The following is a 23,128-nucleotide window of genomic DNA, read 5'->3' on the forward strand; positions in this document are numbered from 1 at the left end:
GTCGACACCGTGCAGGACGAGCAGCACTGGGTGACCCTCCTCGACCCGGAGGGCAACGAGTTCTGCGTCCTGGGTGAGCGGAAGAGCTGAGCGGAGGCCGGCAGTCTAGGAGGGGTGATGCCACCGGTAGCGGCGTTCCGGGCGGCCGGTGCCGCCGTAGCGCAGGGAGACCTCGGCGGCGCCGATGGCGGTGAGGCGTTCGAGGTAGCGGCGGGCGCTGACCCGGGGGATGCCCACCTGGGTGGCGCATTCGGTGGCCGACAGCGTGCTGCCGGTCTCGGGGAGGGCGCGTTCGACCAGTTCGGCGGTCTCGACGGCGAGAGTCGTTAGAAATCTACATTGTAAAGGCGCTGGGCTAGAGCAAAAACCTCACATACACCCCACAAGGGCACGGGCTACGCCCGTCCGCCTCCCACAAACAGGATGCCGGGTCGGCTCGTTCCGATGTCAAGTACGCTTGACATCGGAACGAGCGCCTCCTACCGTGTCAAGTGTACTTGACATCTCGCCGGCGGGAGGGCCATTCGTGCAAGCACACAACGCGGCCGGGGGCTACAGGGAGTCGGCCAGGGCGTCCGTTCGACTCGTGCTCTGGACGTTCGCCTGGGCGGCGACCCTGGCCTTGTCGAAATTCGGTCCCGGACTCGCGTGGGGCTCGGGGCGGCCGGTGGCGAGCTGGGCCGCGGTCGCGGTCAACCTGGTCGTCGGCATCGGATGGATCGTCGCCTTCGCACGCTTCTTCCGGGGGATCGATGAGTTGCAGCGGAAGATCGTGCAGGACGCGTTGGTGATCACTCTTGGGGTGGGGTGGGTCGGCGGGTTCTCGTACGTCGTCGCGGACGCCGCCGGTCTCGTTGCGTATGACGTCGATATCGCGGTCTTTCCCGCGCTTCTGGGGGCCGTTTACATGGTCGCCTTCGTCGTGGGCAAGATCAGGTACCGATGAAGAATCGTATTACGGAGCTGCGGGCCGAGCGTGGCTGGACGCAGGCTGATCTGGCTCGGCGGATCAGTGTGTCGAGGCAGACGATCAATGCCATCGAGACGGAGAAGTTCGATCCGAGTCTTCCTGTGGCTTTCCGTCTCGCCAGGGTGTTCGCGCTGAGGATCGAGGAGGTTTTTTTCGACGATCAGTGAGGTGGGGGTGGTGTGTTGACGGGGTGGGTGTGGCGTGTTGTGATCCACTCATGCGTATTTCGTACTCGTTTAGTAGGAAATAGGGTGGTTATGGGGTTATTTCAGCGTGCCGCCGCGGTTGTCGCGCTGCTGGTGAGTGTGGCGGGTGTCCAGGTGGTGCAGGGCGGGCCGGCGCAGGCGGCTCTGCCTACCGCCGCTGTCGCGCTCGGCGACAGTTTCGTCAGTGGCGAGGGTGCGGGGAGCTATCAGCCCGTCGTCGATGCCTCGGGTACGGCGCAGGGTTTCCCTGGGTGGTCGGCGGCCAACGGCAACGCCTATTTCTGTCATCGGTCGGCGAACGCGTCGGTGTTCGCGGCGGCGCTTCCTGGGATTCAGCAGCGTTTCAACCTGGCGTGCTCCGGTGCTCAGCCGGCTGACATCGCGGCTCCGTCGAGTGCTCGGGCTGAGGGGCGGGCGGTTGCTTCGCAGCTCGATCAGTTGCGTGCCGTCGCGCGGACGCATGATGTCGATGTGGTTCTGGTCGGTCTCGGGTCGAACAACACGCAGTTCACCTTTGGTGATGTGGCCACGTTGTGTGCCAATCGGTTCATCGCGGATGCCTGGACGGGGTGGTGGGAGTTCTGGGCCTATCTGAAGGGTGAGGTGCCGCAGCGGCCCTGTACGGCTGCGGATCTGGCCACCGGCGCTGAGGTCGATGCCGCTACGGCTGAGACGACGGCGGCTTTGCGGTTGATTCTGGATACTCTGGCGCAGGTTGATGCTGATGGCAGTCATCAGGTGATTCTGCAGACGTATACGAATCCGTTGCCGCCGGAGCTCGCCGCGCAGTATCACGAGGAGGACAACCGTTCCGATACTCGTGACAAGTTCCGTGCTCTGGGTGCGGAGCGGTATGCGGCTGGGTGTCCGATTCATCGGGCGAGTCTTGGTCCTGGGCAGGTGTTCTCGGAGAGTCTGGGGTCTCTGGTACGGAATGCGCAGGCCGTGCTGGTGGCTGAGCGTCCGGCGGCTGATGTGCGGGTGCTGGATGTTCAGCGGGCTTTCGACGGGGCCAGGTTGTGTGAGAATCCGGGTAGTCCGGGGGGTGCGCTGGCGACGCCGGTGCGGGTGCAGGATGGGCCGTCCGGTTCGTTCATCACGAGTCTGTCCGGCTGGGACAAGATCGGTATCCAGCGGGCGGCGAATACATGTGTCACCTATTTCCAGACGTGTCAGGAGTCGTGGCACCCTAACGCCGCGGGTCATGCGGTGCTCGGTCAGTGTCTGGCCGGTGCTTTCGCCGCGGCGCCGCGTGCGGTGGTCGGGTGTGCCCGTAACGCGGACGGCACGTTGAGCATTTCCTGAGGCTGCGCGTCCGGCTGTACGGGAGCCGGGCGCGTCGTCTCGAAAGTGCGGGTCAGGCGGCGTCGTACGCGGTGGCGGCGGACTTGTCACGCCAAGGGGCCACGTCCTGGTCGATCCGGTCGAGGGTGACCTGGAGTCGTTCGAGGGTGTCGGGTCCGAGGTACAGGTGTCCTGGGAGTTCGTCGTGGCTGGTGACCTCGTAGATCAGGGCGGCGCTTTTGATCGGGTCGCCGAGCTGGGTGTGGTTGGCGGTGCCGGCCCAGTCGAGGGTGACGTGGGCGGGGGTGCCGTCGTAGGCGTCGATGCGGTGTGCGGCGGTGGACAGGGAGTTGGTGTCGAGGAAGTCGGTACGCAGGACGCCGGGTTCGACGACCATGCACTGGATGCCGAACGGCGCCAGTTCGGCTGAGAGTGCTTCGCTGAGGCCGGCGACGGCGAATTTCGAGGCGGAGTACATGCTCACGCCTGGTTCGCCTTCGAAGCCGGACCGGGATCCGATGTTGACGATCTTTCCGCCGCCCGCGGCGCGCATGCCGGGCAGGACGGCGCGGGTGAGGTTGATGAGGGCGAAGACGTTGAGGTCGAACAGGGAGCGGGCTTCGGCGTCGGTGATCTCCTCCAGTGCGCCGAGCAGGCCGCGGCCGGCGTTGTTGACGAGGACGTCGATGGTGCCGTAGCGCTGGACGGCCGTTTTGACGGCTTGGGTGATCTCGTCGTCGCGGGTGACGTCGAGGCGGACGCCGAGCACCCGGTCGGACTGCTGGAGGTCGTCGGGCAGGCGGGCGGGGTCGCGGACGGCGGCCACCACGGTGTCGCCGTGGGTGAGGGCGGTGCGGGCGAGGTGCAGGCCGAGGCCTCGGGAGGCGCCGGTGATGAACCAGGTGGACATGTGCGTGGCTCCTTCGTGCCGATGAGTGGAACGGGCTGGGGCGGGTCGTTTCCCGTCTCCTGCCCGGCTTCCACTGAACCAGCCCTGAGCTGCGAAAACGGTCCTCATCCTGGCCCAGGGGATCGGGGGACAGTTTGGGCCACCCTGGCGGAGCGCCGGCTCGCGCGAAGGGGTGACACTGGGGGTATGGACCGTGACCACAGCCCGCTCGCCCAGTTCCTGCGTTCGGCCCGTTCCCGGCTCGGCCCGGAGGAGGCGGGGATCGAGGAGCCGGTGCTGGGGCGGCGCCGGGTGTCGGGGTTGCGTCGTGAGGAGCTGGCGCGGCTTGCCGGGGTGAGCGTGGATTACTACACCCGTCTGGAGCAGGGTCGTAGCCGGAGTGCTTCGCCTGAGGTGCTGGACGCGCTGGCCACGGCGCTGCGCCTGGACGACGCCGAGCGTGAGCATCTGCATGTTCTCGCGCGTCCTGCGCCTGCGCGGCGTCGTCGGCGTCCGCGTCCGCAGCGGGTTCATCCCGCTACCTGGCGGTTGCTGGAGGTTTTCGAGGGGGCGCGGCGGCCGGCTTTCGTTCTGGGGCGCCGGTTGGATGTGCTGGCGCACAACCGGCTGGCCGGGCGGCTGATCGCCGATTTCCGGGCGTTGCCGGCGGCTGAGCGGAATCAGGCGCGTTTCGTCTTTCTTGATCCGCACGCGCGGGAGTTGTACGCGAACTGGGCGGCCGTCGCGGCCGACACGGCCGCCATGCTCCGCCGTGATGCCGGCCGTCATCCGGAGGACCCGGCGCTGAGTGCGCTGGTCGGTGATCTGTCCGTCCGGAGTGAGGCGTTCCGGCGTTACTGGTCGGACAACAAGGTGTATCAGCGCACCACGGGGAGCAAGGAGTATCACCATCCCCTGGTCGGTGATCTCACGGTCACGTATCAGGCGTTGATTCTGGCCGATGATCCCGATCAGACATTGTTCGTCTATGACGTCGAGCCGGGGAGCCCGTCGGAGATGGCGTTGCGGTTGCTCGCCCAGTGGAGTGAGCCGGTCGGTGTGCTGTCACGTCCTAGCGTCGGATCATGATGTTGATGACTTTCTCCGTGGTGTAGGAGAGGAGTTCTTCGAGGCATTCTTCCTTGGCGCCGACGCCGGAGGCTTTGACGCCGCCGTAGGGCACGTTGGGGAAGTGTGCTCCGGATCCGTTGATCCAGGTGAAGCCGGCTTCCATCGCTTCGGCGACGCGGAAGGCGCGGTCGAGGTCGTTGGTCCAGACCGCTCCGGTGAGGCCGTAGCGGACGTCGTTGGCGATCTGGACGGCTTCCTGTTCGGTGTGGAAGCGCAGGACGGACAGGACGGGGCCGAAGATCTCTTCCTGGGCGACGCGGGCGGCGGGGGTGACGTCGGCCAGGATGGTCGGTGCGACGAAGGCGGCCGGTTCGGCGGCTGGTGGGGCTGTGCCGCCGCGGATGAGCCGGGCGCCGTCGTCGAGGGCGATCTTGACGTGGTCGAGGGCTTTGGCCTGGGCGCGCCGGTCGACCATGGTGCCCTGGGTGGTGGTGGGGTCGAGGGGGTCGCCGAGGCGGATCTCGTCGACGGCGCGGGTGACTTCGGCGAGGACGTCGTCGTACACGCTGTCGTGGATGAGCAGGCGCGAGGTGGAGCCGCAGGACTGGCCGGCCCACATGAAGTTCATGCCCGCGACGGCGCTGCGCGCGGCTTCGGTGACGGGGGCGTCGTCGAAGACGATCATCGCGTTCTTGCCGCCCAGTTCCAGGGTGACGTGTTTGACGCCGGATTCGGCCGCGGCGCGCTGGATGGCGCGGCCGGTGGGCTCGGATCCGATGAATCCGATGCGGCGGACGGCGGGGTGGCGCACGATCCGGTCGGGGACGGCGGGTCCGTCGCCGACGACGATGTTGAGCACGCCTGGCGGGAGGAGGTCGCGGGCCAGTTCGCCGAGCCGCAGCGTCGACAGGGGTCCTGCTTCGGGCGGCTTGATGACGCACGGGTTTCCGGCGATGAGGGGTGCCGCGACGCGGCAGGCGAACATCAGCGGGTGGTTGAACGGGAAGATCTTGGCCACGACGCCGACGGGTTCGCGCAGGGTCAGGTGCACGGCTCCGGAGCCGGGGATGGTCTGGCCTTTCAGCTCCAGGGCGAGCCCGGCGTACATGCGCATCTGCTCGACGGCGATGCGGACGTCGGTGCGGGCGTTGGTGATGGGGGAGCCGACGTCGAGAGTGTCCAGGAGCGCGAGTTCTTCGGCGTGCTCCTCGACGGCGTCGGCGAGGGCGAGGATGCGGCGGGCGCGTTCGGCGACCGGGGTGGAGCGCCAGCCGGCGCGTGCCTGTTCGGCGGCTTCGGCGGCGGCGTCCACGTCGGCCGGCTGGGCGTCGGGGACCGTGGTGAGCGCGTTGCCGGTGTAGGGGTCGGTGGTGGTGAACGTGGCCCCGCCTGTGGCGGCGGTCAGCCGGCCGCCGATCAGCATGAGGAAGGGCCGCCGGAGCAGGCGGTCGATCTCGTGGCGGCGTTCCTGCCGGCGTCCGGTGATGTGCTGGGTGGTCATCGGGTGTGGTTCCCGTCCTGTGTGACCTGGCGGTACCAGACGTCCCAGGCGCGGCGGGCCTGGGCGCCGACGGTCTGGTCGGCGGCCTTGGCCTCGCCGGCGCTGAGGTAGCGCGGGGTGCCCAGGGTCAGGGCCTGGAGCTGGATGCGGGCGTTGACCTCGGTGTAGACGGCGCGGTAGACGACGTCCATGAGGGTGGGGCCTGCGGTCACGGAGCCGTGGCCGCGCATCAGGGCGACGGCGCCGCCGCCGAGGGTGGTCGCGAGGGAGGCGCCGAGTCGGGGTGAGGTGATGAGGAGGTCGCTGGCGTCGCCGGCGTGGTCGCTGATCTCGTAGATGGGGGTGCGTTCTGCGGCGAGGAATCCGGCCATGTGGACGAGCGGGCGCAGGGGGGTGTCGCTGACGCCGAACGGGATGACCGAGGGTGAGTGGCTGTGCACGACGGCGAGGACGTCGGGGCGGTGCCGGTAGATCTCGGCGTGGATGAAGCGTTCGAGGTAGGGGGTGCGGGGGTCTTCGCTCTGGCCGTCGAGGTGGTGGACGAGCAGGTCGGACGGTGTCACGGATCCCGGTGCGAGGTTGCGTGAGAGCAGGAAGGTGTCGGCGCCGGGTGCGGTGCGGGCGCTGACGTGGCCGAAGGCGTCGAGGACTCCTTCGCGTACCAGGATGTGGTTGGCGGCGGTGAGGGCGTCGCGCAGGTCGGCGCCGGTCGGGTGCGGGTGGGTCATGGTGTCCTTCCAGCCTCGTCGGCTTGGTCTTCGCGGGTGAGTGCGGCGGCCATGGCGGGGGCGTAGCCGGTTTCGACGACCACGTCCACGATGACGGTGGCGCCGGCGCGGGCGTCCTGGACGGCGGTGCGCAGGGTGTCGGCGAGGTCCGTCTGGTCGGTGATGGGCCCGTAGCCGGTGGCGCCCTGGGCGCGGGCGAGTGCGGCGAGGTCGGGGGCGGGGTCGGCGATGCGCTGGCCGACCCATTTGCGGGTGACGTCGCGGTCGCGTACGAGGGCGACCTTCTCCTGGTGGACTTCGTCGTTGAAGTAGGAGCGGTTGTTGGCGACGATGATGAGGGCGGGAATGTGCTGGTTGACGGCGGTCCAGATGGCCTGGACTCCCATGAGATAGTCGCCGTCGCCGAGGACGGCGACGGGCAGTCGTCCGCTGTCGCGCAGGGCGAGGGCGGCGCCGACGGTCATGCCCGGTCCTGAGCCGATTCCGCCGCCGCCGTCGTAGCCGAGGTAGTCGAGCGGGTGCTCGAAGTCCCAGCTGTCTCCGTCCCATCCGAGGGGGAGGCGGACGAGGGTCGTGTCGGCGCCGTCCAGGACGGAGCGCAGGGTGGCGCTGAGGCGTGGCAGGTCGATGGGTCCGGTGCCGGCGTCCGGTACGGGTGCCGGGCGGGGGGTCCACGACGTGCTGGGGCCGGGGGTCAGGTGGGTGAGCAGGTCGGCCACGGCCGTGTCGGGTTCGGCGGGGAGCCACACGTCGATGGAAGCGCGGCCTTGGTGGTCTTTGCTCCAGCCGTTGGCCAGCAGCGGTTCCAGGGTCGCGGAGACGACGGCGGTGGAGCCGGGCACGGCGGCCTGGGCCAGGGTGCCGGCGAGGTCGATCCAGCCCAGGGCGAGGACGGCGTCGGCGCCGCGCAGGGCTTCCTGGGCGGGCCGGCCGAGGAAGAAGCCGGGTCCTGGGACGTGGGCGGCGTGGCGGCTGGGGAAAGTGGAGCCGGCTTTGAGGTCGGTGATGACGCGGGCGCCGAGCGCTTCGGCCAGTTTGATGCGGTTGGTCCAGGCGGTTTCGTCGCGCCGGCCGGGGCCGAGGAGGATGACGGGCGAGGTGGCCCCGGCCAGGACGGCCGCGGCTCTGGCGATCGAGTCCGCCGACGCGGTCGGCTGGTCGGCGGCGCGTCCCTTGCTGATGGTGGGGGGTTGGGGCGGGTTGGTGAGCTGCTGCTCCTGGACCGCGCTGTCGAGGACGACGTACGTGGGCGCGGTCGGTGCGGTGCGGGTGATGTCCCAGGCGCGGGCGAGGGACTCCAGCGAGGCGGGGACCGAGGTCGGGGTGTCGTCCCATTTGACGAAGTTGCGGACGAGTGCCGGTTGGTCGGCGGAGGTGTGGATCCAGTCGATCCAGGGCCGGCGTTTGGCCGCGTCGAGGGGTCCGGTGGCGCCGATGACGAGCATGGGGACGCGGTCGCACCAGGCGTTGTAGAGGGCCATGGTGGCGTGCATGAGGCCGACGTTGCTGTGCAGGGCCACGGCCATCGGCTCGCCGGTGACCTTGGCCCAGCCGTGGGCGATGGCGACGGCGTGCTCCTCGTGCAGGCACAGCAGCAGGTGCGGGCCCGCGTCGCCGGCGTAGTTGACGAGGCTGTCGTGCAGGCCGCGGAAGCTGGCGCCCGGGTTGAGCGCGATGTGCCGGATGCCGGCGTGCTGCAGCAGGTCGACGATGGCGTCGCTGCCCCATTGCGGGGTGTGGCCGGTCGGTGGTGCGGCGTCCGCGCGTACGTCGTCGGTGGTGGTCATCGATCGCCTTTCAGACTTTCGGAGTGGTGCGCGTGGCTTCCATCAGAGCAGTCCGGGAAGGACGAAGGCCATGGTGAGGACCGGCGCGGTCACCACCATGAGGGCGCCCCAGGACAGGAAGCCGCGGTAGGTGTAGTCGCGGTCCTCGGAGTCGGCGTTGGACAGCACGACCGCGCCGATCGTCGAGAACGGGGTGGAGTCGACGACGGTGGCGCTGATCGCGACGGCGATGGCCATGCCGGTCACCGAGATCTGGCCGCTGAGCAGGAACGGCATCGCGAGCGGGATGAGGACGGCGATGATGCCGGCGCTGGAGGCGAAGGCCGAGACGACCGCGCCGATCAGGCAGATGAGGAACGCGGTGGCGAGCGGCGAGCCGAGGCTGTTGGCGGCGTCGCCGACGAACTTGATGGTGCCGATCTCGTTGAGCAGGCCGACGTAGGTGACGACGCCGCAGATGAGCAGGACGACGTCCCAGGCGATGCGCTTGGCGGCGCCGGTCGAGCTCTTCGGGGCGACGACCATGAGGAGCACGGATGCGGACAGGGCCAGGATGCCGAGGTCGACCTTGCCGACCATGGCGATCACGCCGACGGCGACGATGACGGCGAGGGTCAGGCCCTTGATCCGGTCGAAGGTCAGGGGCTGCGCGTCGGGCGTGTCGGCCGGGTCGGCCGCCGGCGTTCCGGATGCCGCTGGGGGTGTGGGGGCCACCCGCGCCGAGGTCGCGGCCGCGGTGACGCCGGCGGTGACCGGCTCGGCGAGAGCGGTGACGGGGAGGGCGGCGGTGCCGCGTTCGGCGCGCCACAGCTTCAGGCCGCCGAAGAAGCAGTAGATGACGACGCCGAGCATGACGTTGTAGCCGATGTTGGCCAGGAACAGCGCGATGGGGTTGGGGTCGAGCCCGGCCCGTTCGATGGTGGTGTTGACGGTGGCGCCGAGCAGGTTGACGGGTGAGAAGTTGCCGCAGCAGGCGCCGTGCAGGATCATCAGGCCGGCCAGACTGGGGCTGATCCCGTGTTTTTTGGCCAGCCGCATCCCGATGGGGGCGACCAGGCCGACGACGACGGGGGCGAGCGCGCCCAGGCTGGTGACGACTCCGGCGATGAGGAACAGCAGCCAGGGCATGACGGACGCGCGGCCGCGTACGGATCGGCTGAGGACGTCGACGACCCATTCGATGGTGCCGTTGACGGCGGCGATGCCGAACAGGAACGTGACCCCGATCAGCAGCACGAACAGGTCGGCGGGGAAGGCGGCGTAGAGCTCGTCGACGCCTTTTCCGGTGACGAGCAGGACCATGGCCCCGCCGCCGACGAGGGCGACGGCGCCGAGGTTGATGCCGCGCAGTGCGCCGAGGAGGAACGCGAGTGCGAGCACTCCGATGGCGAGCAGATGGACTTGCATGAGTTGGATCCGTTCATCACGGCTGGTTGAGGATTCCAGCCCTCGGGATTTCGCCCCCCGACGACCGGGCTGCTCCCGCGGCTTGAGCCCGGCAGATGTCTCGCGTCCAGCGGTCGCCCGGCCCGGTCACTGGACTGTAGGCGCCGGTGCAGTCTGCTGTCGATACTCCGCGTTCTGCATAGCAGAAAGTTTCCAGGGTATTTCGGGCGTGGCACACGTCCGCCCGGCGGGGGCGGTGCGGGTGTGGTGTGGTTATCCGCGTCCGGCCAGGCGGGCGGCGGCGGCGTGCAGCCGCTGGACGTGGGCCTTCTCCAGGGCCGGGCTCCAGCGGGAGTCGGGTGCGGCGATGCTCAGGCCGCCGAGCAGGTCGCCGCCGGGGTCGACGACGGCGACGCCGACGGAGCAGACGCCCAGCTCGACCTCGCCCCGGTTGCGGGCGTAGCCGCGGGCCCGGGTCCTGGCCAGCTCGCGCAGGAGGGTTTCGTGGGCGGTCGCGTCGTGGTCGCCGAGCTGGGCGGGGGCGCCGTAGCGGGCGCTGACCCACTCGTCGCTCTCGGCGGCGAGCATGGCGCGGCCGATGCTGGTGTCGCGGGCGGGCATGGTGCGGCCCTGCCGGCCGGTGACCCGCAGCGCGCGGGTGCTCTCCACGACGTCGATGTAGCGCACGTCGGTGCCGTCGAGGACGGCGAAGTGCGCCGTCTCGCCGCTCTCCTTGGCCAGGTGGGCGAGGGTGGGGCGGATCTCGCGGGCGACGTCGAAGCGGATGCCGGTGTCGCGGCGCAGGTCGAGGAGGTAGGGGCCGGCCCGGTAGCTGCGGGTGCGGGGGTCTTGCACCGCGAACCCGCGGTAGACGAACATCGCGAGCAGGCGGTGGGCGGTGGACTGGCCGACGTCGAGCCGGGCCCTGACCTCCGACAGCTTCACCTCGGGGCTCTCGGCGAGCATCTGGATGAGGCTGAGCGCGCGGTCCACCGATGCGATGGGATACGGCGGTGCGGGCCGTTCCCTGTCCGCTCCCGTCATGTGGACGAACGCTACCGGCCCGGTGAACGGGGGCGCAAACGCCCGTCAGAGCGCCGGCTCAGCTCGCCGCCGGCCTCCCGTCAGGTCTGCGCGAGTGTCACGGACGACAGCGGGATCACCGGGTACATCGGCGGTTCCTCCTCGGGGACGAGCGCGGTCGGCCCGTAGATCCAGTCGGTGTAGGTGTAGTCGTGCGGCCGGCGGGCCCGCAGGATCGTGTTGCGGCGCAGGCGGGGCTCGCCGTCGAGGTGCCACAGGTCGCCCCAGGCGCGCGCGGTGAGCACGACGCGGCGGCAGTGCTCGGGCCGTACGGCCTCGTAGGCGGCCAGCGCGGCGGCCCAGTCGACCCGGCCCGTCGCGTCCCGTTGGCGGGCGACGTGCTCGGCGAGCACCCAGCCGTCCTCGATCGCCATGATCGCGCCCTGTGCCATGTACTGCAGCGGCGGGTGGGCCGCGTCGCCGAGCAGCGCGATGCGGCCGTGAACCCAGGTCATGATCGGGTCGCGGTCGTACATGCGCCACCAGCGGTCCCGCCACATCAGCGGGATCCCCGAGCGCACCACGGGGGCGGTGGCGGCGAACGCGGCGTCCAGTTCGTCCGGCGTGCCCCACTCCTGTTCGCCGGCCAGCGCTTTGGGTGAGCGGAAGACGGCGACCTGGTTGAGCAGGTCGCCGCCGCGCAGCCCGTAGCGGACGAAGTGGCAGCCGGGACCGACGTACACGACGACCTCGGACAGGTTGACGTCGCCGGGCGACATCTCCTCCATCGGGACGGTGGCGCGGTAGGCGACGTAGGCGGAGCTGACCGGTTCGTCGTCGACGAGCAGTTTGCGGGCGACCGAGTGCAGGCCGTCGGCGGCGATCACGACCGGCGCCCGCATGACGCGGCCGTCGGCGAGTTTCACCTCCGCGCCCTGCCTTCCGCAGGGTGCGGTGGTGTTGGCGTAGCCGTCGACGCGGTGGTCGGTGAGCAGGTCCACGCCGGCGCGCCGGCAGGCGCGCAGGAACAGGCCGTGCAGGTCGCTGCGGTGGATCACCATGTACGGGGAGCCGTAGGCGCGTTCGAGGTCGGTCAGGTCGAGCCGGGTGAGCTCGCTGCCGTCCAGGGCGTCGCGCATGACCATGCCGGTCGGCAGGAGGCCGAGTGACTTGGCCTCCTCCAGCAGGCCGTACTCGGCCAGGATCCGGGTGCAGTTGGGCGCGATCTGGATGCCCGCGCCGACCTCGCCGAACTCCTTCGCCTGCTCCAGCACGCGGACCTTGAGGCCCTTGCGGGTCAGGGCGTAGGCCGTGGACAGCCCGCCGATGCCGCCGCCGACGACCAGCACATCCACCTCACCGGCCCCGATACCGGCCGGGTCGCTGCTCACAGCCACGCTCCCAGCTCGGGCGCGCCGGTCAGCCGGTGCGGGCGTCCGGTCAGCCAGGCGGCGCGTTCGGCCAGAGGTCCTTCGACGGGCGGCACGCCGCCGCGCTGGGCGGCGACGTCGGCGCACAGCGCCTCCAGGTAGGCGGGCGGCAGGTCGGCGAAGGCGACGCCGAGACCGAGATCGACGGTGTGCACGTAGACCTCGCGGGCGCGCAGCCACGGCACTTCGGTGGCCGGCACGGTACGGCCCTGCGCGGTGACGACCTCGGCCGCCCACTGCCGCTCGCTCAGCGCCGCCGACGCCTCGGCCAGGGCGGTCGCGGAGCGGCGCAGCCAGGTCTCCAGGCCGGCGGCCGGCATCCGCACGCCGCGTTCGATCCCGGCGGCGCGCTCGGCGGGGGAGGCGTACATCGGCGTGGGCTCGCCGGTGGCCGCCCAGCGCACGAGGTTGCGGAGGGCGTCGGCGTTGGCGGCGACGTGGGCGAGCACGTGCCCGCGGGTCCAGCCCGGCAGCAGGCTGGGTCGCGCGTACTGTGCCTCGTCCAGCCCGGCCACCGTGCCGAGGAGCAGCTTGGTGCCGTCGTCCGCCCAGCGCCGGGCGTCGGCGAAACTCCGCCTCACGGCCGCACCACCACCTGGTTGACGCAGGCGCCGATGCCCTCGACCTCCGTCACGACGCTCTCGCCTCCGGTGAGGTACACCTTCGGGTCGCGGGCATGGCCGACGCCGGCGGGGGTGCCGGTGGCGATCAGGTCGCCGGGGTTGAGCCGTACGACGGTGGAGACGTAACGCACCAGGTGCACGGGGTCGAAGAGCAGCGTGGCGGTGTCGTCCTCCTGCATGAGGCGGCCGCCGACGGTGGTGCGCACCGTCAGTGCCGGGCGGACGCCGCCGGGGAGCTCGTCGGGGGTCACGACGTACGGGCCCACCGGGGTGGAGGAGTCCCAGATCTTGCCCTGGGTCCACTCGACGGTGCGGAACTGCCAGTCGCGTACCGACACGTCGTTCATGACGGTGAATCCGGCGATGGCCGCGGCGGCCTCCTGCTCGCCGGCGCGGCGCACGGGCCGGCCGATCACCACGGCGAGCTCGACCTCCCAGTCGAGCGCGTCGGTCTCGGGAGGCTTGACGATGTCGTCGCGCGCGCCGATCAGGGAGTCGGCGAACTTGGGGAACAGCGTCGGGTACGCCGGCAGCTCGCGGCCCATCTCCTTGATGTGCCCGGTGTAGTTGTGGCCGACGCAGATCACCTTCGACGGGCGCGGCACCACGGGCGCGAAGTCGGCGCCTTCGGCGTCGTAGGCGAGGCCGGTCGCGGCCGCGGCGGCCCGCTCCCAGCCGGGAGCGGCCAGGAAGGCGCCGAGATCCTCGGCGCCGAGGTCGACCAGCGTGCCGCCGTCGAGCTTCACGGCGCGGGTGCCGCCGGGGGTGCGGATGGTGGCCAGCCTCATCAGGCGTTCCCCCTCCGGTCGAGCCGCAGCGCCTCGAAGACGGGCGAGTCGGAGAAGCGGAACAGGTCCATCGCGCCGGAGTCCGAATCGGCGGACCCCGCCTCCGACCGTACGGAGAACGGCTCCCAGGAGGGCACCACGAACAGGTCGCCGCGGGTGACCGACCAGGTCGTCTCGCCGACGGTGACCGTTCCCGCTCCGTTGAAGACCTGGTAGACGCTCGATCCGGTCTCCCGGACCGGGGCGGTCTCGGCGCCGCGCACGACGCGGTGCATCTCGGCGCGGATGGTGGACAGCACGTCGCCGCCCGTCGCGGGGTTGGCGAAGCGGACCGCGGCGTGGCCCGGCTCGACCGTCCCGCCGTACCCCTCGGCCTCAAGAGTGAGCTGGTCGGCGAGCGCGGCGTCGGTGAACTCCCACTTGTAGGCCAGCAGCGGCGAGTCCCCGGCGGGGGCCGGCGTCGCCGAGAGCGGGCGCAGGCCGGGGTGGCCCCACAGGCGCTCAGAACGGCTCCGCTCGGGGGTGGTGCGTTCGGCGCCGGGCAGCTCGTCGCGGCCGAACTCGAAGAACTGCGCCTCGGTGACGTACTGGAACGGGATGTCCAGGCCGTCGAGCCAGGCCATGGGCTCGGTGGTGGCGTTGTGGTGGGCGTGCCAGTTCCAGCCCGCCTGCGGCAGGAAGTCGCCCCGGTTCATCGGCACGGGGTCGCCGTCGACCACCGTCCACACGCCCGAGCCCTCGACCACGAACCGGAAGGCGTGCTGGGTGTGGCGGTGCTCGGGGGCGTCCTCGCCGGGCATCAGGTACTGGATCGCGGCCCACAGCGTCGGCGTGGCGAACGGGCGGCCTCCCAGCGACGGGTTGGCCAGGGCGATCGCGCGGCGCTCGCCGCCGCGGCCGACCGGCACGATCTCGCCGGCGCGGGCCGCGAGCTTGAGCAGGGTGTCCCAGTGCCACAGGTGCGCCACCGCCCGCGAGCGCGGGTGGGCCGGCATCAGGTCGCCGATCTCCGTCCACAGCGGGACCAGCAGTTCCTCCTCGAAACCGCGGTAGAGCTCTTGCAGGGCGGGCGTGACGTCGGGCTGGTCGGGGGCCGAGACGGCCTGCAGCCGGACCGGGGTTCGTATCGTGCTCATATGTGAGAGAGTGCTGGATATCCCACCATATAGAACAACATATTCTTCTGTGCAGAACGGAGATCCGGTGGACAAGCCGCTGAAGACCCCACCGGCGTACGCGGTCGCCAGCGTCGACCACGCGCTGAGAATCGCGACGATGCTGCAGCTCGAAGGCGCCCTGACCGTCTCGGAGGCGGCCGGGCGGCTCGGCGTGGCCCGCTCGACCGCGCACCGGCTGCTGCAGATGCTCGTCTACCGCGACTTCGCCGTCCAGGACGAACGGCACCGCTACCACGCCGGCCCCGTGCTCCAGCTCGCCGAGCACTCGCGCTCGCGCACCTCGCAGCTGCGCGCGACCGCCCTGCCGCACCTGCGCCGCCTGGTCGACGCCGTGCGGGAGTCGGCCAACCTGACCATCCGCACCGGCGACACGGCCCGGTTCATCGCCAGCGTCGAATGCGATCAGGCGCTGCGCGTCGGCAACCGGGAGGGCATGGTCTTCCCCGCCCACCAGACCACGGCGGGCCTGCTGCTGCTGGCCGAGCTCGGCGCCGAGGAGGTCGACGCCGTCTACGCCCCCGACCGGTACGCCGAGCAGCCGTCCGCCCGCCCCGACCTGACCCGGCTCAAGAGCGAGCTCACCCGCATCAGGCGGGCCGGGTTCGTGGTCAACCAGGGCCGCTCCGAGCACGGCGTCGTCGCCGTCGGCGTCCCCGTGCGCGACGATCAGGGGGTGGCGGTGGCGGGCCTGTCGATCTCGATGCCGAGCGTCCGCTACCAGCACACCGACCTGCCCGCCCTCGTGGCGACCCTCCAGGCCGCCGCCCGCCGGCTGGAGGCGGACCTGGCCATGGCCACGGCCCTGTGACGCCGCGGGCTAGTTCCTGTGCTCCCCGCGGCCGTCCGAGGTCTCCTCGCTGGACAGGCACTGGGCTCGGGACGGGCCCTCGCCGACCCGCTCCCAGACGCCGTATCTGGTCACGTACGTCGAATGGCCGATCCGGTAGCAGCGCACCACGGCCCGGAACGATCCCGATCCCTTGGTGCAGTTGTACCAGTAGGCGTTGTCCCGATACAGGTCGCTGCAGCCCGAGGGGGCCGCGTGCGCGGCGCTCGCGGGCGCGATCAGCGCCGCGGCCATCAGCGCGCCGACCCCGGCGATCTTGAGGGTTTCACGGAGATTCATGGCTCGACCTTCGCAGGAGCGGCCGGCGCGCACTTGCCCGCGAGCGCACGGGCCTTGCCTCAGAGCGCAGCACTCAGCGCGCCACGGCCTCATGCTCGCGGACCAGCCGCCGGTAGGCCGCGGGGGAGACGTCGTAGGCGCGCTGGAAGACGCGGTTGAAGTGGGACGGGCTGGTGAATCCCCAGCGGGCGGCGACGGCCTGGACGGCAAGGTGCCGCAGGAGGGGGTCGGCCAGGTCGCGGCGGCAGCGTTCGAGCCGGCGTTCGCGGATCCAGCCGCCGACGGTGAGCCCCGCGTTCTGGAAGAGCTTGTGCAGGTGACGCACCGAGATGTAGTGGCCGGCGGCGATGACCGAGGGCGTCAGCCCGGGGTCGCCCAGCCGCTCCTCGACGAAGGACTTGACGCGCAGCAGGAGCACCTCGCCGGGGTCGGCCTGGTAGGCGGAGGCGTCCCGGCCGAGCCGCTGGCCCAGCAGGGCCGCGACCAGGTCCAGCACGATGGACGAGAGCCGGGCCAGGTCGCGGGCCGGCCACTCGGGCTGGGCGATGAGGCGGCGCAGCAGCCCGGCGAGCAGCGGGCCGACGCCCTCGTGCCCCGGTAAAGGCACCGCGAGCAGGGGTTCGACCATGGCGGCGGGCAGTGGCAGCGCCTGGTGCGGAAAGCGCAGGATCATCCCCTCGGCCACCTCGCCGCGATGCTCGTGCGACGGGGCGGGGCCTTGGCTCACCGTCCAGGCGAGAAAGCTGCGGGAGGTGTCGTAGAGCACCAGCTCGCCGGGCTCCAGGCGGGTGTCGCGCCGGTTCTGCCACACGCCCGACCGGCCCCGTACGGTCACGGCCAGCTGGTAGAGGTCGGCGTCGGAGCGCCGGATGTGGCTCGCGCCCCTGCGCGCGTCGAAGGACACGCAGCGCACCTGGGACAGCTGGGCCAGGCCGAGATCGAGGCCGCGCATCTCGGCCCAGAAGTCCTCGGCCCGATCGCTGGTGGCGTCCACCGACACCACCGACTCCGCGACGGCCTGCCACCAGAAGTCGAACCGCTCGCGCACCGGCACGTCGTCGAGCTGAAGAACGGAGACGGACGGCACCGCTTTCCTCCCAGGACGAAAGCCCGCGGTGCTCGCGGGCGCCCAGGCCCCCATCGGCCGCACGATGGCTCCCAGCCGGCCGCACGATCAGGCTAACCTCCGGCCGCGAGCCCGCGCGCGCCAATTTCGGCTCCGCCCGGCCTGCGCCTGGCGACGGTGTGAGGGGACGGCGTGGACGAGGCCGGCGCGTCAGGCCGCCGGCGGGTGCAGGACGATCTTGCCGACGTGCCGGCGCCGTGAAAGTTCCCGCTGGGCCGCGGCGCACGGGCGAGCTGCACCGCGGCCAGCCCCACGCCTCCTGAGGCCCCCGAGACCAGGACGGTCTGCCCCCGCTGGAGGCCGGCCCCTCTCGATCATCCCGAGCGCGGTCCCGTAGGCGGTGGGCAGGGCCGCGAGCTGGTCGTCGGTGAGGGGTGAGCCGGTCACGTCGTGCACGCGTGGCGCCGGGGCGACCACGTACTCGGCGTAGCCGCCGTCGCGTTCGCTGCCCATCAGGCCCACGGGGTTGGCGTCCCGGGTTTCGGCGTCGTAGATGGCCGGGTCGACGACGACGCGGCGGCCGATCAGCGCCTCGTCCGCCCGCGGCCCGACGGCCGTGATACGGCCGGCGCATCGTGGCCGCGGCCGAGGAGCTCTTCTACAACAACGGGATCACGCCCGTGGGAGTGGACCTGATCGCTGAGCGGGCCGACGTGACCAAGCGGACCCTCTACAACCAGTTCGGCTCGAAGGACGACCTCGTCGCGGCCTACCTCGCCGGGCGCGACCGGCGCTGGCGATCCCTCGTCTCCTCGGCCGTCGGCGCGTGCGCCGATCCGGTCGAGGCGGTCACCGCGCCCTTCGACGCGCTGCGGAGCTGGAGCGAGAGCAACGACCGCGGCTGCGCGTTCATGAATGCCCTGGCCGAACTGCCGGACCCCGCGCATCCCGCCCACCGCGTCGCCGCGGAGCAGAAGCTCTGGCTGCTGCACCTCTTCGAGGAACTCGCCGCCGCGGCGGGCTGCCAGGACCCGGCCGTGCTCGCCACCCGGCTGCTCGTGCTGCACGAAGGCGCGCTCGCGACCCAGCCGCTCCCTCTCGACACCCTCCCAGAAAGCACCGCTCTCGCGCGGGGCCTCGTACGAGCCGCCCTGGCGACCGGCCGGCCCCCACACCGGGAGACAACCATCGGCCGGTGACCCGCAACCTGCGGCCGTACCGGCGCGGGACGGCCGGTGCCGGACGTGCCGGCATGAGTTCGCCACGAGAGGAAGCGGCCCTGATCGGCCGGCCCCGCGATCAGGTCCGGGGTGCGATGCGGTACGCCCGGATGACGGTCTGCTCGACGGTGTTGCCCGCGGTGTCGACGGCCTTGGCGCGCAACGAGACGAATCCCTCCATGGCCGGATGGTTCACCACGACCTGGCCCTTGCGGATCGGGGCCGGTCTCCAGGTGGCGCCGTCGTCGAAGGAGATCTCTGCGGCCAGGTCGCGTACCGCGCCGGCGGCCGAGCCCCGCTGCCGCTCCACGCACACCGGAACCGCGTACGTCTCGCCGCTGGGCGCGGTGTTGCGGGCGTCCAGCGCGGGGGAGAAGCGGACGACGGAGACCAGCAGCGGCCGGCCGTCCCCGGTGCGCTCGGAGCGGAACGTCCAGGCGGTCGAGGCGCGGGTCGACGGGGTCGTACGCGGTGAGCTCCGTGATCAGGCCTGCGGAGTCCGTCCGGTGCAGCGTGGTGAGGTGGCCGGCGCTCGGGCGGCCGTCGCGGCCGGTGTGCATGAGGGTCAGCGCGTACGCCTCCCGCTCGTTCTCCACCGCCAGCGGCGTGCTCACCCGGACGTCGCCACCGGCGGCGACGAGGTGCCCGCCGAGGTAGCCCGCCGCCGCCGCGGTGGCGGCGGTGACCGAGACGACGGCCTGTCCGCCCGCGGGCGCCGTCACCGTCGCCGGACTCACCGTGAACGGCCGCGCCTCGCCCTGGCCCTCCACCGACAGCTCCAGCGTCACCGGGACGGTGCCGTCCAGGCCCGCGCCCTGAAGGACGAGGCGGCCTGGCGTGCCGACGGCTCTCCGGCCACGTGGGCCTACCGCACGGAAGGCATGAAGATCCGCCTGTCCACCCGTCCGGGCAAGGGCACTCTGCACCCGGTGGAGGAGGATGTGCCCGCGTTCCGGCTGGGCGAGAAGAACGTCACGTACGAGCAGCTCCAGACGCTGCAGACGGATGCCGAGGCGCTCAGGAAGCAGCTGGCCGCCGAGGTCAGCGCCTGGATCGACGAAGCCGCAGAAGAGGCCAAGACCACCACTCCGAAGGCCACGAAGAACGAGTGGCTGGTCAACTTCGACCGGTATGTCGCCGGGAGGGCGATCGATCTCCTGTACACGGTCCCGGTGCCCGACAAGGCCAGGGCCGCCGCGTACCAGGTGCTCAAGACCACCAAGGCGTCACCGACCTCGGCCGGGCCAAGGACCCGCTGGGCCGCCCCGGCCAGAAGTTCGCCCTGCCCGTCCCGGTCAACGAGAAGTCGGTGCTCAAGCAGCAGTACGTCGTGGACACCAAGACCATGATCCTGCTGGCCGAGTACACCGACCTCAAGCACGGCGGCAAGCCGATGCTCGGCAAGTCCGGCGTACAGACGATCAAGGCCGGCTGGACGAACGACAAGCCCACCGCCCCAGGCACGAACTGACCTTCACCGCGGCCCCGGCGTCCGCGCCGGGGCCACCCCGGATCCGCGACCCTGGTCTCCGCACGAGGGGCGACGGCCATGCGCCGCGATAGGCGATCATGGACCTCATGCCGCCCCCCGCGTCCACCTCATCCGGACGATCGCGCATCACCCGAAGGCTCGGTTGCCTGGCCTGGCTGCTGATGCCGTTCGTGCTGCTCTGGGCGCTGGCCAAGACGCCCGAGTGGATCAACGACTTCGAACTCGCCCGGATGGCCGACCGTGTCAAGGCGTACCCGCGGCCGCCCGGAACGACCCTCGGCGACTTCGGCCCGCAGACGAAGGTACGCGGCGGCGACTCCGGCGACTGCCGGTACACCATCCGCTTCGGCCTCGACGTGGACCTGCCGGTGGAGCAGGTGCTGAACCACTACCGCCAGGCGAAGATCGAGGACCCCGACGGAAGACTCGGCGACTACGAGGTCTCGGCCTGGGCCCTGGTGAACGAGCCGGGCGGTGAGGCAGCGGAGGACTCCGCCCCGTCCTCCTTGATCATCGACCTGGACGGCACGCTGAACGGCGGGCTGGACCTGCGCTGCATGTAAGATCCGGTTGGCCTCGGCCATATGGCGGGCGAACCGGGCGAACTTGGTCACGGTGAAGACCTCCCTGCCGGCCCGAGGCATCGCCTTCCGGGCGGGTGAAGTGATCACCGAGGAGCTGGGCCGGTTCGTCGTCACCGTTGCGAGTCACCCAGACCGGCGGCGCGGGCGCGGTCGATGGCTTCGGCGCGGGAGGTGGCGTTGAGCTTGGCGAGGATGGTGGAGATGTAGTTGCGCACGGTCTTGGCGGTCAGTCCGGCGCGCTCGGCGATGGCGGGATTGGTGTACCCCGCCGCCACAAGCTCCAGGATGTCGTGTTCGCGTGGGGTCAGTTCGGGGAAGGGCTGCCGCCCGGATCGCGGGCGGGCGATCTGGCTGGTCAGGTACTGGGCCGCCACAGGGCTGAGGATGGCGTGGCCGGCGGCGGCGGCTCGTACGGCGCGCAGCAGCTCCTCGCGATCCGTGCCCTTGATGAGGTAGCCGCGGGCTCCGGCTCTGAGCGCCGCGAGCACCGAGGCGCTGTCGTCGTACATCGTGACGATGAGGATGTTGGTGCCGGGAAGTTCGGCGAGGATGCGGCGGGTCGCCTCGACGCCGTTCAGGCCGGGCATGGTGATGTCCATGAGAACCACGTCGGGTCGCAGCCGGCGGGTCAGTTCGACGGCCTCCTCCCCGGAGCCGGCCTCGCCGACCAGCTCGGTCTCCGGGTCGGAGGCGAGGACGGCGCGTAGTCCGTACCGGAAGATCGGGTGATCGTCGGCGAGCAGGATCCGGATCATGTGCTCTCCTCGGCCAGCGGCAGGCGAGCGGCGACCCGGGTGCCGCCGGCGTCGCTGGTGACGGTGATGACGCCGCCGAGTTCTTCGGCGCGTTCGCGCATCGACGCGGTGCCGACACCGGGGCGGCTGGAGGGGTTGATGCCGGTGCCGTCGTCGGCCACCAGGAGTTCGGCGGCGTGCTCGGCGGCGTTCAGTTCGATCAGGCACGAGCCGGCGCCGGAGTGCCGGATGACGTTGGTGACGGCTTCCTGCGCGATCCGGTAGACGGCGACCTCGACGGCGGCGGGCATCGCCGGCGGTTCCGGGACGCGCACGGTGGTGGCCAGGCCCGCCTGCTCGGCACCCTCCGCCAGGTGGGCCAGGGCGCCGGCGAGGCCGAGCTCGTCCAGGGCGGGGGGACGGAGCATGCGCGCCAGGCGGCGTACCTCCTCCAATGTCTGCCTGCTCTGATCCTTCAACGCGCGCATCAGTTTGTCCGCGGCGGCGGCGTCGGTGGCCATGACGGCGTGGGCGGCGTCGACGGTCAGCGCGAGACCGCTCAACGCGGGGCCGAGGGAGTCGTGCAGGTCGCGGCGGATCCTGCGGCGCTCCTCCTCTCGCGCGAGGACGAGGTTCTCGCGGGTCTTCTGCAGGTCGGTGGCGAGCCGGCGGATGCGCAGGGATTCCTGGGCGGCGAACACCGCCGCGCCGCAGTGGCGGGCGAGGTCGGCGAGCAGCCGCAGGTCCCTGGCGGACAGGTTGTCGCCGGGGGTGGCGACGACGAGCCGGCCGAACGATGCGCCCCGGTGGCCGATCTCGAAACTCTCCGTGGCGCCCGCGGGTCTCCCGGTGCTGGCGACGATCTCGTGGTCGAGTTCGAGGGCCGTGTAGGGGGCCTTGAGCGTGCGGGCGACGGTCTCGACGATGGCGGGGGCGATCTCCTCGGGCCGGGCAAGGCTGCCGAGCTGCTGCCCCAGCCTGCTGAGCACGACGTACGGATCGCCGCGCTCGCCGTACACCAAGCGGTTGACGTGCCGCTGGACCCGCTCGCGCAGGGGACTGAAGGCCAGCGCCACCGCGGCTGCCGCGACGACCGTCAGCAACCCGCCGGTGCCATCGGCCCACAGCGCGCCGATGCCGCCGACGACCGCCGCGTAAGCGGCCACCACAAAGGCGGTCAGGACGCCGTAGACCAGCGCCCGATTGATCCAGACGTCCAGGTCGAACAGCCGGTGACGCAGCACCGCGATCGCCACCGCCGTGGGGATCAGCGCCATCAGCGCGGCCGTGAGCAGACCGATGAGGACGAACGCGATCAGCCCGCGGGCGCTGGCCTCGTAGTACAGGGCGCCCAGGGGACTCACGTTGAGCGTGAGCGCGAACAGGAACCACAGGGCGATCGCCATCATCAGCCACTTGGCCTGCTGTCTCTCGACCGGTCCGGAAACCCGGAGATAGCGGTGGAGCTGGGCGGCGACGCAGGTCCCGACCAGGACCAGGACGATGAAGGCGTCCACCGCCTGCGATCCTCCTCCGACCCCGGCCAGACCCAGCGCCAGGTAGACGGCCCACGCCGCAGCCGGCCAGCGGCTCCAGGCGGGGACGAAGCGACCGTCGGGGAAGACGTACGCCACAGGGAACAACGCGATCCAGGCCAGGCCCTGCACGCCACGGGCCACACCATCGAGTTCGGGATGTAAAGCGGCCACGACCAGCGGCGCCTCGCTGCCCCCCGTCGCGAACAGGACGAGCGTGAAGCCCAGATAGAGGCCGAACCACGACGTCCCGTGGCGCAGGATCAACGTCGCGGACGTCACGGCGGCGGCCGTCACGATGACCCCGGGCAGGGCCACCAGGGCGGCCCACGACTCGATCGGCATGCCCCACGCGTCGAGGACCGCGCGCCCCCGCGGTGTGGACCACGGTGCGAATGCGACCTCCGGCAGCCGGGCCGCCTCGACGATCCACATCACCAGCCCGGCGGCGTACATGACGAGCACGAGGCCCGTGAGCATGAGCACGACGGCGCGGCCGACACGTCG

At 71.2% G+C, this 23,128-nt stretch carries 24 protein-coding genes and 1 pseudogene; 9 read left to right on the plus strand and 16 right to left on the minus strand.

Annotated elements, in window-relative coordinates; genetic code table 11:
- Positions 1-105 precede the first annotated feature (105 nt).
- Positions 106-237 (minus strand): hypothetical protein, encoded by a 132-nt coding sequence (locus AB0C28_RS54575; RefSeq protein ID WP_358085137.1) that lies wholly within the window; start codon positions 235-237, stop codon positions 106-108.
- 349 nt (positions 238-586) lie between these two features.
- Here AB0C28_RS54575 and AB0C28_RS54580 point away from each other — a divergent pair, with 349 nt between their 5' ends.
- The 3 genes from AB0C28_RS54580 to AB0C28_RS54590 all read left to right on the plus strand — a co-directional run bounded on the left by AB0C28_RS54580 (position 587) and on the right by AB0C28_RS54590 (position 2,481).
- Positions 587-946 (plus strand): hypothetical protein, encoded by a 360-nt coding sequence (locus tag AB0C28_RS54580; protein WP_357856744.1) that lies wholly within the window; start codon positions 587-589, stop codon positions 944-946.
- Positions 943-1,137: a helix-turn-helix transcriptional regulator gene (locus tag AB0C28_RS54585; RefSeq protein ID WP_357856747.1), complete on the plus strand. Its 195-nt coding sequence runs from the start codon at positions 943-945 to the stop codon at positions 1,135-1,137. Before AB0C28_RS54580 ends, AB0C28_RS54585 begins: the two co-directional genes overlap by 4 nt.
- A gap of 90 nt (positions 1,138-1,227) precedes the next feature.
- Positions 1,228-2,481, plus strand: a complete 1,254-nt coding sequence (locus AB0C28_RS54590; RefSeq protein WP_357856750.1) for a hypothetical protein — start codon at positions 1,228-1,230, stop codon at positions 2,479-2,481.
- Positions 2,482-2,533: 52 nt separating this feature from the next.
- On the opposite strand, the gene AB0C28_RS54595 is transcribed toward AB0C28_RS54590, so the two are convergent.
- Positions 2,534-3,370 (minus strand): SDR family oxidoreductase, encoded by an 837-nt coding sequence (locus AB0C28_RS54595; protein ID WP_358085140.1) that lies wholly within the window; start codon positions 3,368-3,370, stop codon positions 2,534-2,536.
- Positions 3,371-3,556: 186 nt separating this feature from the next.
- Here AB0C28_RS54595 and AB0C28_RS54600 point away from each other — a divergent pair, with 186 nt between their 5' ends.
- Positions 3,557-4,438, plus strand: coding sequence for a helix-turn-helix transcriptional regulator (locus tag AB0C28_RS54600; protein ID WP_358085142.1), 882 nt, complete (start codon positions 3,557-3,559; stop codon positions 4,436-4,438).
- Here the strand turns inward: AB0C28_RS54600 and AB0C28_RS54605 are convergent.
- From AB0C28_RS54605 to AB0C28_RS54645, 9 genes are all read right to left on the minus strand, one after another.
- Positions 4,422-5,921, minus strand: coding sequence for an aldehyde dehydrogenase family protein (locus AB0C28_RS54605; RefSeq protein ID WP_358085145.1), 1,500 nt, complete (start codon positions 5,919-5,921; stop codon positions 4,422-4,424). The two genes, AB0C28_RS54600 and AB0C28_RS54605, sit on opposite strands and share 17 nt — an antisense overlap.
- Complete coding sequence (locus tag AB0C28_RS54610; protein ID WP_357856763.1) at positions 5,918-6,649, minus strand: class II aldolase/adducin family protein; 732 nt, start codon at positions 6,647-6,649, stop codon at positions 5,918-5,920. Before AB0C28_RS54610 ends, AB0C28_RS54605 begins: the two co-directional genes overlap by 4 nt.
- A complete protein-coding gene (locus AB0C28_RS54615; protein ID WP_358085148.1) occupies positions 6,646-8,436 on the minus strand; it encodes a thiamine pyrophosphate-binding protein in 1,791 nt (596 codons plus the stop codon). The genes AB0C28_RS54610 and AB0C28_RS54615 overlap by 4 nt, the downstream gene beginning before the upstream one ends.
- A gap of 42 nt (positions 8,437-8,478) precedes the next feature.
- On the minus strand, positions 8,479-9,843 hold the full coding sequence (locus AB0C28_RS54620) for an SLC13 family permease (protein WP_358085151.1): 1,365 nt from the start codon (positions 9,841-9,843) through the stop codon (positions 8,479-8,481).
- 252 nt (positions 9,844-10,095) lie between these two features.
- The gene (locus AB0C28_RS54625; protein ID WP_357856772.1) at positions 10,096-10,866 is read right to left on the minus strand and encodes an IclR family transcriptional regulator; all 771 of its coding nucleotides are present in this window, start codon (positions 10,864-10,866) and stop codon (positions 10,096-10,098) included.
- Between the two features lie 80 nt (positions 10,867-10,946).
- A complete protein-coding gene (locus AB0C28_RS54630; RefSeq protein ID WP_358085153.1) occupies positions 10,947-12,236 on the minus strand; it encodes an FAD-dependent oxidoreductase in 1,290 nt (429 codons plus the stop codon).
- Positions 12,233-12,856 carry a maleylpyruvate isomerase N-terminal domain-containing protein gene (locus tag AB0C28_RS54635; RefSeq protein WP_358085155.1) on the minus strand — a complete coding sequence of 208 codons (624 nt, stop codon included), beginning with the start codon at positions 12,854-12,856 and terminating at the stop codon, positions 12,233-12,235. The genes AB0C28_RS54630 and AB0C28_RS54635 overlap by 4 nt, the downstream gene beginning before the upstream one ends.
- Positions 12,853-13,686 carry a fumarylacetoacetate hydrolase family protein gene (locus AB0C28_RS54640; protein ID WP_358085157.1) on the minus strand — a complete coding sequence of 278 codons (834 nt, stop codon included), beginning with the start codon at positions 13,684-13,686 and terminating at the stop codon, positions 12,853-12,855. The genes AB0C28_RS54635 and AB0C28_RS54640 overlap by 4 nt, the downstream gene beginning before the upstream one ends.
- Complete coding sequence (locus AB0C28_RS54645) at positions 13,686-14,822, minus strand: cupin domain-containing protein (protein WP_357856785.1); 1,137 nt, start codon at positions 14,820-14,822, stop codon at positions 13,686-13,688. The genes AB0C28_RS54640 and AB0C28_RS54645 overlap by 1 nt, the downstream gene beginning before the upstream one ends.
- A gap of 67 nt (positions 14,823-14,889) precedes the next feature.
- Here AB0C28_RS54645 and AB0C28_RS54650 point away from each other — a divergent pair, with 67 nt between their 5' ends.
- Positions 14,890-15,672 (plus strand): IclR family transcriptional regulator, encoded by a 783-nt coding sequence (locus AB0C28_RS54650; protein ID WP_358085158.1) that lies wholly within the window; start codon positions 14,890-14,892, stop codon positions 15,670-15,672.
- Between the two features lie 9 nt (positions 15,673-15,681).
- Here the strand turns inward: AB0C28_RS54650 and AB0C28_RS54655 are convergent, their stop codons facing one another.
- The 3 genes and pseudogenes from AB0C28_RS54655 to AB0C28_RS54665 all read right to left on the minus strand — a co-directional run.
- The gene (locus AB0C28_RS54655) at positions 15,682-15,990 is read right to left on the minus strand and encodes a hypothetical protein (protein WP_357856791.1); all 309 of its coding nucleotides are present in this window, start codon (positions 15,988-15,990) and stop codon (positions 15,682-15,684) included.
- A 73-nt stretch (positions 15,991-16,063) separates the two neighbouring features.
- On the minus strand, positions 16,064-17,077 hold the full coding sequence (locus AB0C28_RS54660) for a helix-turn-helix domain-containing protein (RefSeq protein ID WP_357856794.1): 1,014 nt from the start codon (positions 17,075-17,077) through the stop codon (positions 16,064-16,066).
- Between the two features lie 260 nt (positions 17,078-17,337).
- A pseudogene (locus tag AB0C28_RS54665) lies at positions 17,338-17,686 on the minus strand (alcohol dehydrogenase catalytic domain-containing protein); the annotation flags it as partial.
- 5 nt (positions 17,687-17,691) lie between these two features.
- Between AB0C28_RS54665 and AB0C28_RS54670 the strand changes: the two are divergent.
- The 4 genes from AB0C28_RS54670 to AB0C28_RS54685 all read left to right on the plus strand — a co-directional run bounded on the left by AB0C28_RS54670 (position 17,692) and on the right by AB0C28_RS54685 (position 20,331).
- Complete coding sequence (locus AB0C28_RS54670) at positions 17,692-18,255, plus strand: TetR/AcrR family transcriptional regulator (protein ID WP_358085161.1); 564 nt, start codon at positions 17,692-17,694, stop codon at positions 18,253-18,255.
- A 200-nt stretch (positions 18,256-18,455) separates the two neighbouring features.
- A complete protein-coding gene (locus tag AB0C28_RS54675; protein ID WP_358085164.1) occupies positions 18,456-19,625 on the plus strand; it encodes a hypothetical protein in 1,170 nt (389 codons plus the stop codon).
- Positions 19,586-19,747: a hypothetical protein gene (locus AB0C28_RS54680; protein ID WP_358085167.1), complete on the plus strand. Its 162-nt coding sequence runs from the start codon at positions 19,586-19,588 to the stop codon at positions 19,745-19,747. The genes AB0C28_RS54675 and AB0C28_RS54680 overlap by 40 nt, the downstream gene beginning before the upstream one ends.
- A gap of 107 nt (positions 19,748-19,854) precedes the next feature.
- A complete protein-coding gene (locus tag AB0C28_RS54685) occupies positions 19,855-20,331 on the plus strand; it encodes a hypothetical protein (RefSeq protein WP_358085170.1) in 477 nt (158 codons plus the stop codon).
- Between the two features lie 131 nt (positions 20,332-20,462).
- On the opposite strand, the gene AB0C28_RS54690 is transcribed toward AB0C28_RS54685, so the two are convergent.
- Complete coding sequence (locus AB0C28_RS54690; RefSeq protein WP_358085173.1) at positions 20,463-21,107, minus strand: response regulator transcription factor; 645 nt, start codon at positions 21,105-21,107, stop codon at positions 20,463-20,465.
- Positions 21,104-23,101 (minus strand): histidine kinase, encoded by a 1,998-nt coding sequence (locus AB0C28_RS54695; protein WP_358085176.1) that lies wholly within the window; start codon positions 23,099-23,101, stop codon positions 21,104-21,106. The genes AB0C28_RS54690 and AB0C28_RS54695 overlap by 4 nt, the downstream gene beginning before the upstream one ends.
- Between the last annotated feature and the right edge of the window lie 27 nt (positions 23,102-23,128).

Origin of the sequence: Nonomuraea sp. NPDC048892, assembly GCF_040649735.1 — a bacterium.
Taxonomy (GTDB): domain Bacteria; phylum Actinomycetota; class Actinomycetes; order Streptosporangiales; family Streptosporangiaceae; genus Nonomuraea; species Nonomuraea maheshkhaliensis.

What these genes read in the sequence shown, in the direction of transcription:
- AB0C28_RS54585 (WP_357856747.1), top strand. Translation starts at nt 943, where the DNA reads ATGAAGAATCGTATTACGGAGCTGCGGGCCGAGCGTGGCTGGACGCAG.
- AB0C28_RS54590 (WP_357856750.1), top strand. Translation starts at nt 1,228, where the DNA reads ATGGGGTTATTTCAGCGTGCCGCCGCGGTTGTCGCGCTGCTGGTGAGT.
- AB0C28_RS54595 (WP_358085140.1), bottom strand. Translation starts at nt 3,370, where the DNA reads ATGTCCACCTGGTTCATCACCGGCGCCTCCCGAGGCCTCGGCCTGCAC.
- AB0C28_RS54600 (WP_358085142.1), top strand. Translation starts at nt 3,557, where the DNA reads ATGGACCGTGACCACAGCCCGCTCGCCCAGTTCCTGCGTTCGGCCCGT.
- AB0C28_RS54605 (WP_358085145.1), bottom strand. Translation starts at nt 5,921, where the DNA reads ATGACCACCCAGCACATCACCGGACGCCGGCAGGAACGCCGCCACGAG.
- AB0C28_RS54610 (WP_357856763.1), bottom strand. Translation starts at nt 6,649, where the DNA reads ATGACCCACCCGCACCCGACCGGCGCCGACCTGCGCGACGCCCTCACC.
- AB0C28_RS54615 (WP_358085148.1), bottom strand. Translation starts at nt 8,436, where the DNA reads ATGACCACCACCGACGACGTACGCGCGGACGCCGCACCACCGACCGGC.
- AB0C28_RS54620 (WP_358085151.1), bottom strand. Translation starts at nt 9,843, where the DNA reads ATGCAAGTCCATCTGCTCGCCATCGGAGTGCTCGCACTCGCGTTCCTC.
- AB0C28_RS54625 (WP_357856772.1), bottom strand. Translation starts at nt 10,866, where the DNA reads ATGACGGGAGCGGACAGGGAACGGCCCGCACCGCCGTATCCCATCGCA.
- AB0C28_RS54640 (WP_358085157.1), bottom strand. Translation starts at nt 13,686, where the DNA reads ATGAGGCTGGCCACCATCCGCACCCCCGGCGGCACCCGCGCCGTGAAG.
- AB0C28_RS54645 (WP_357856785.1), bottom strand. Translation starts at nt 14,822, where the DNA reads ATGAGCACGATACGAACCCCGGTCCGGCTGCAGGCCGTCTCGGCCCCC.
- AB0C28_RS54655 (WP_357856791.1), bottom strand. Translation starts at nt 15,990, where the DNA reads ATGAATCTCCGTGAAACCCTCAAGATCGCCGGGGTCGGCGCGCTGATG.
- AB0C28_RS54675 (WP_358085164.1), top strand. Translation starts at nt 18,456, where the DNA reads ATGGCCGGATGGTTCACCACGACCTGGCCCTTGCGGATCGGGGCCGGT.
- AB0C28_RS54685 (WP_358085170.1), top strand. Translation starts at nt 19,855, where the DNA reads ATGCCGCCCCCCGCGTCCACCTCATCCGGACGATCGCGCATCACCCGA.
- AB0C28_RS54690 (WP_358085173.1), bottom strand. Translation starts at nt 21,107, where the DNA reads ATGATCCGGATCCTGCTCGCCGACGATCACCCGATCTTCCGGTACGGA.
- AB0C28_RS54695 (WP_358085176.1), bottom strand. Translation starts at nt 23,101, where the DNA reads ATGCTCACGGGCCTCGTGCTCGTCATGTACGCCGCCGGGCTGGTGATG.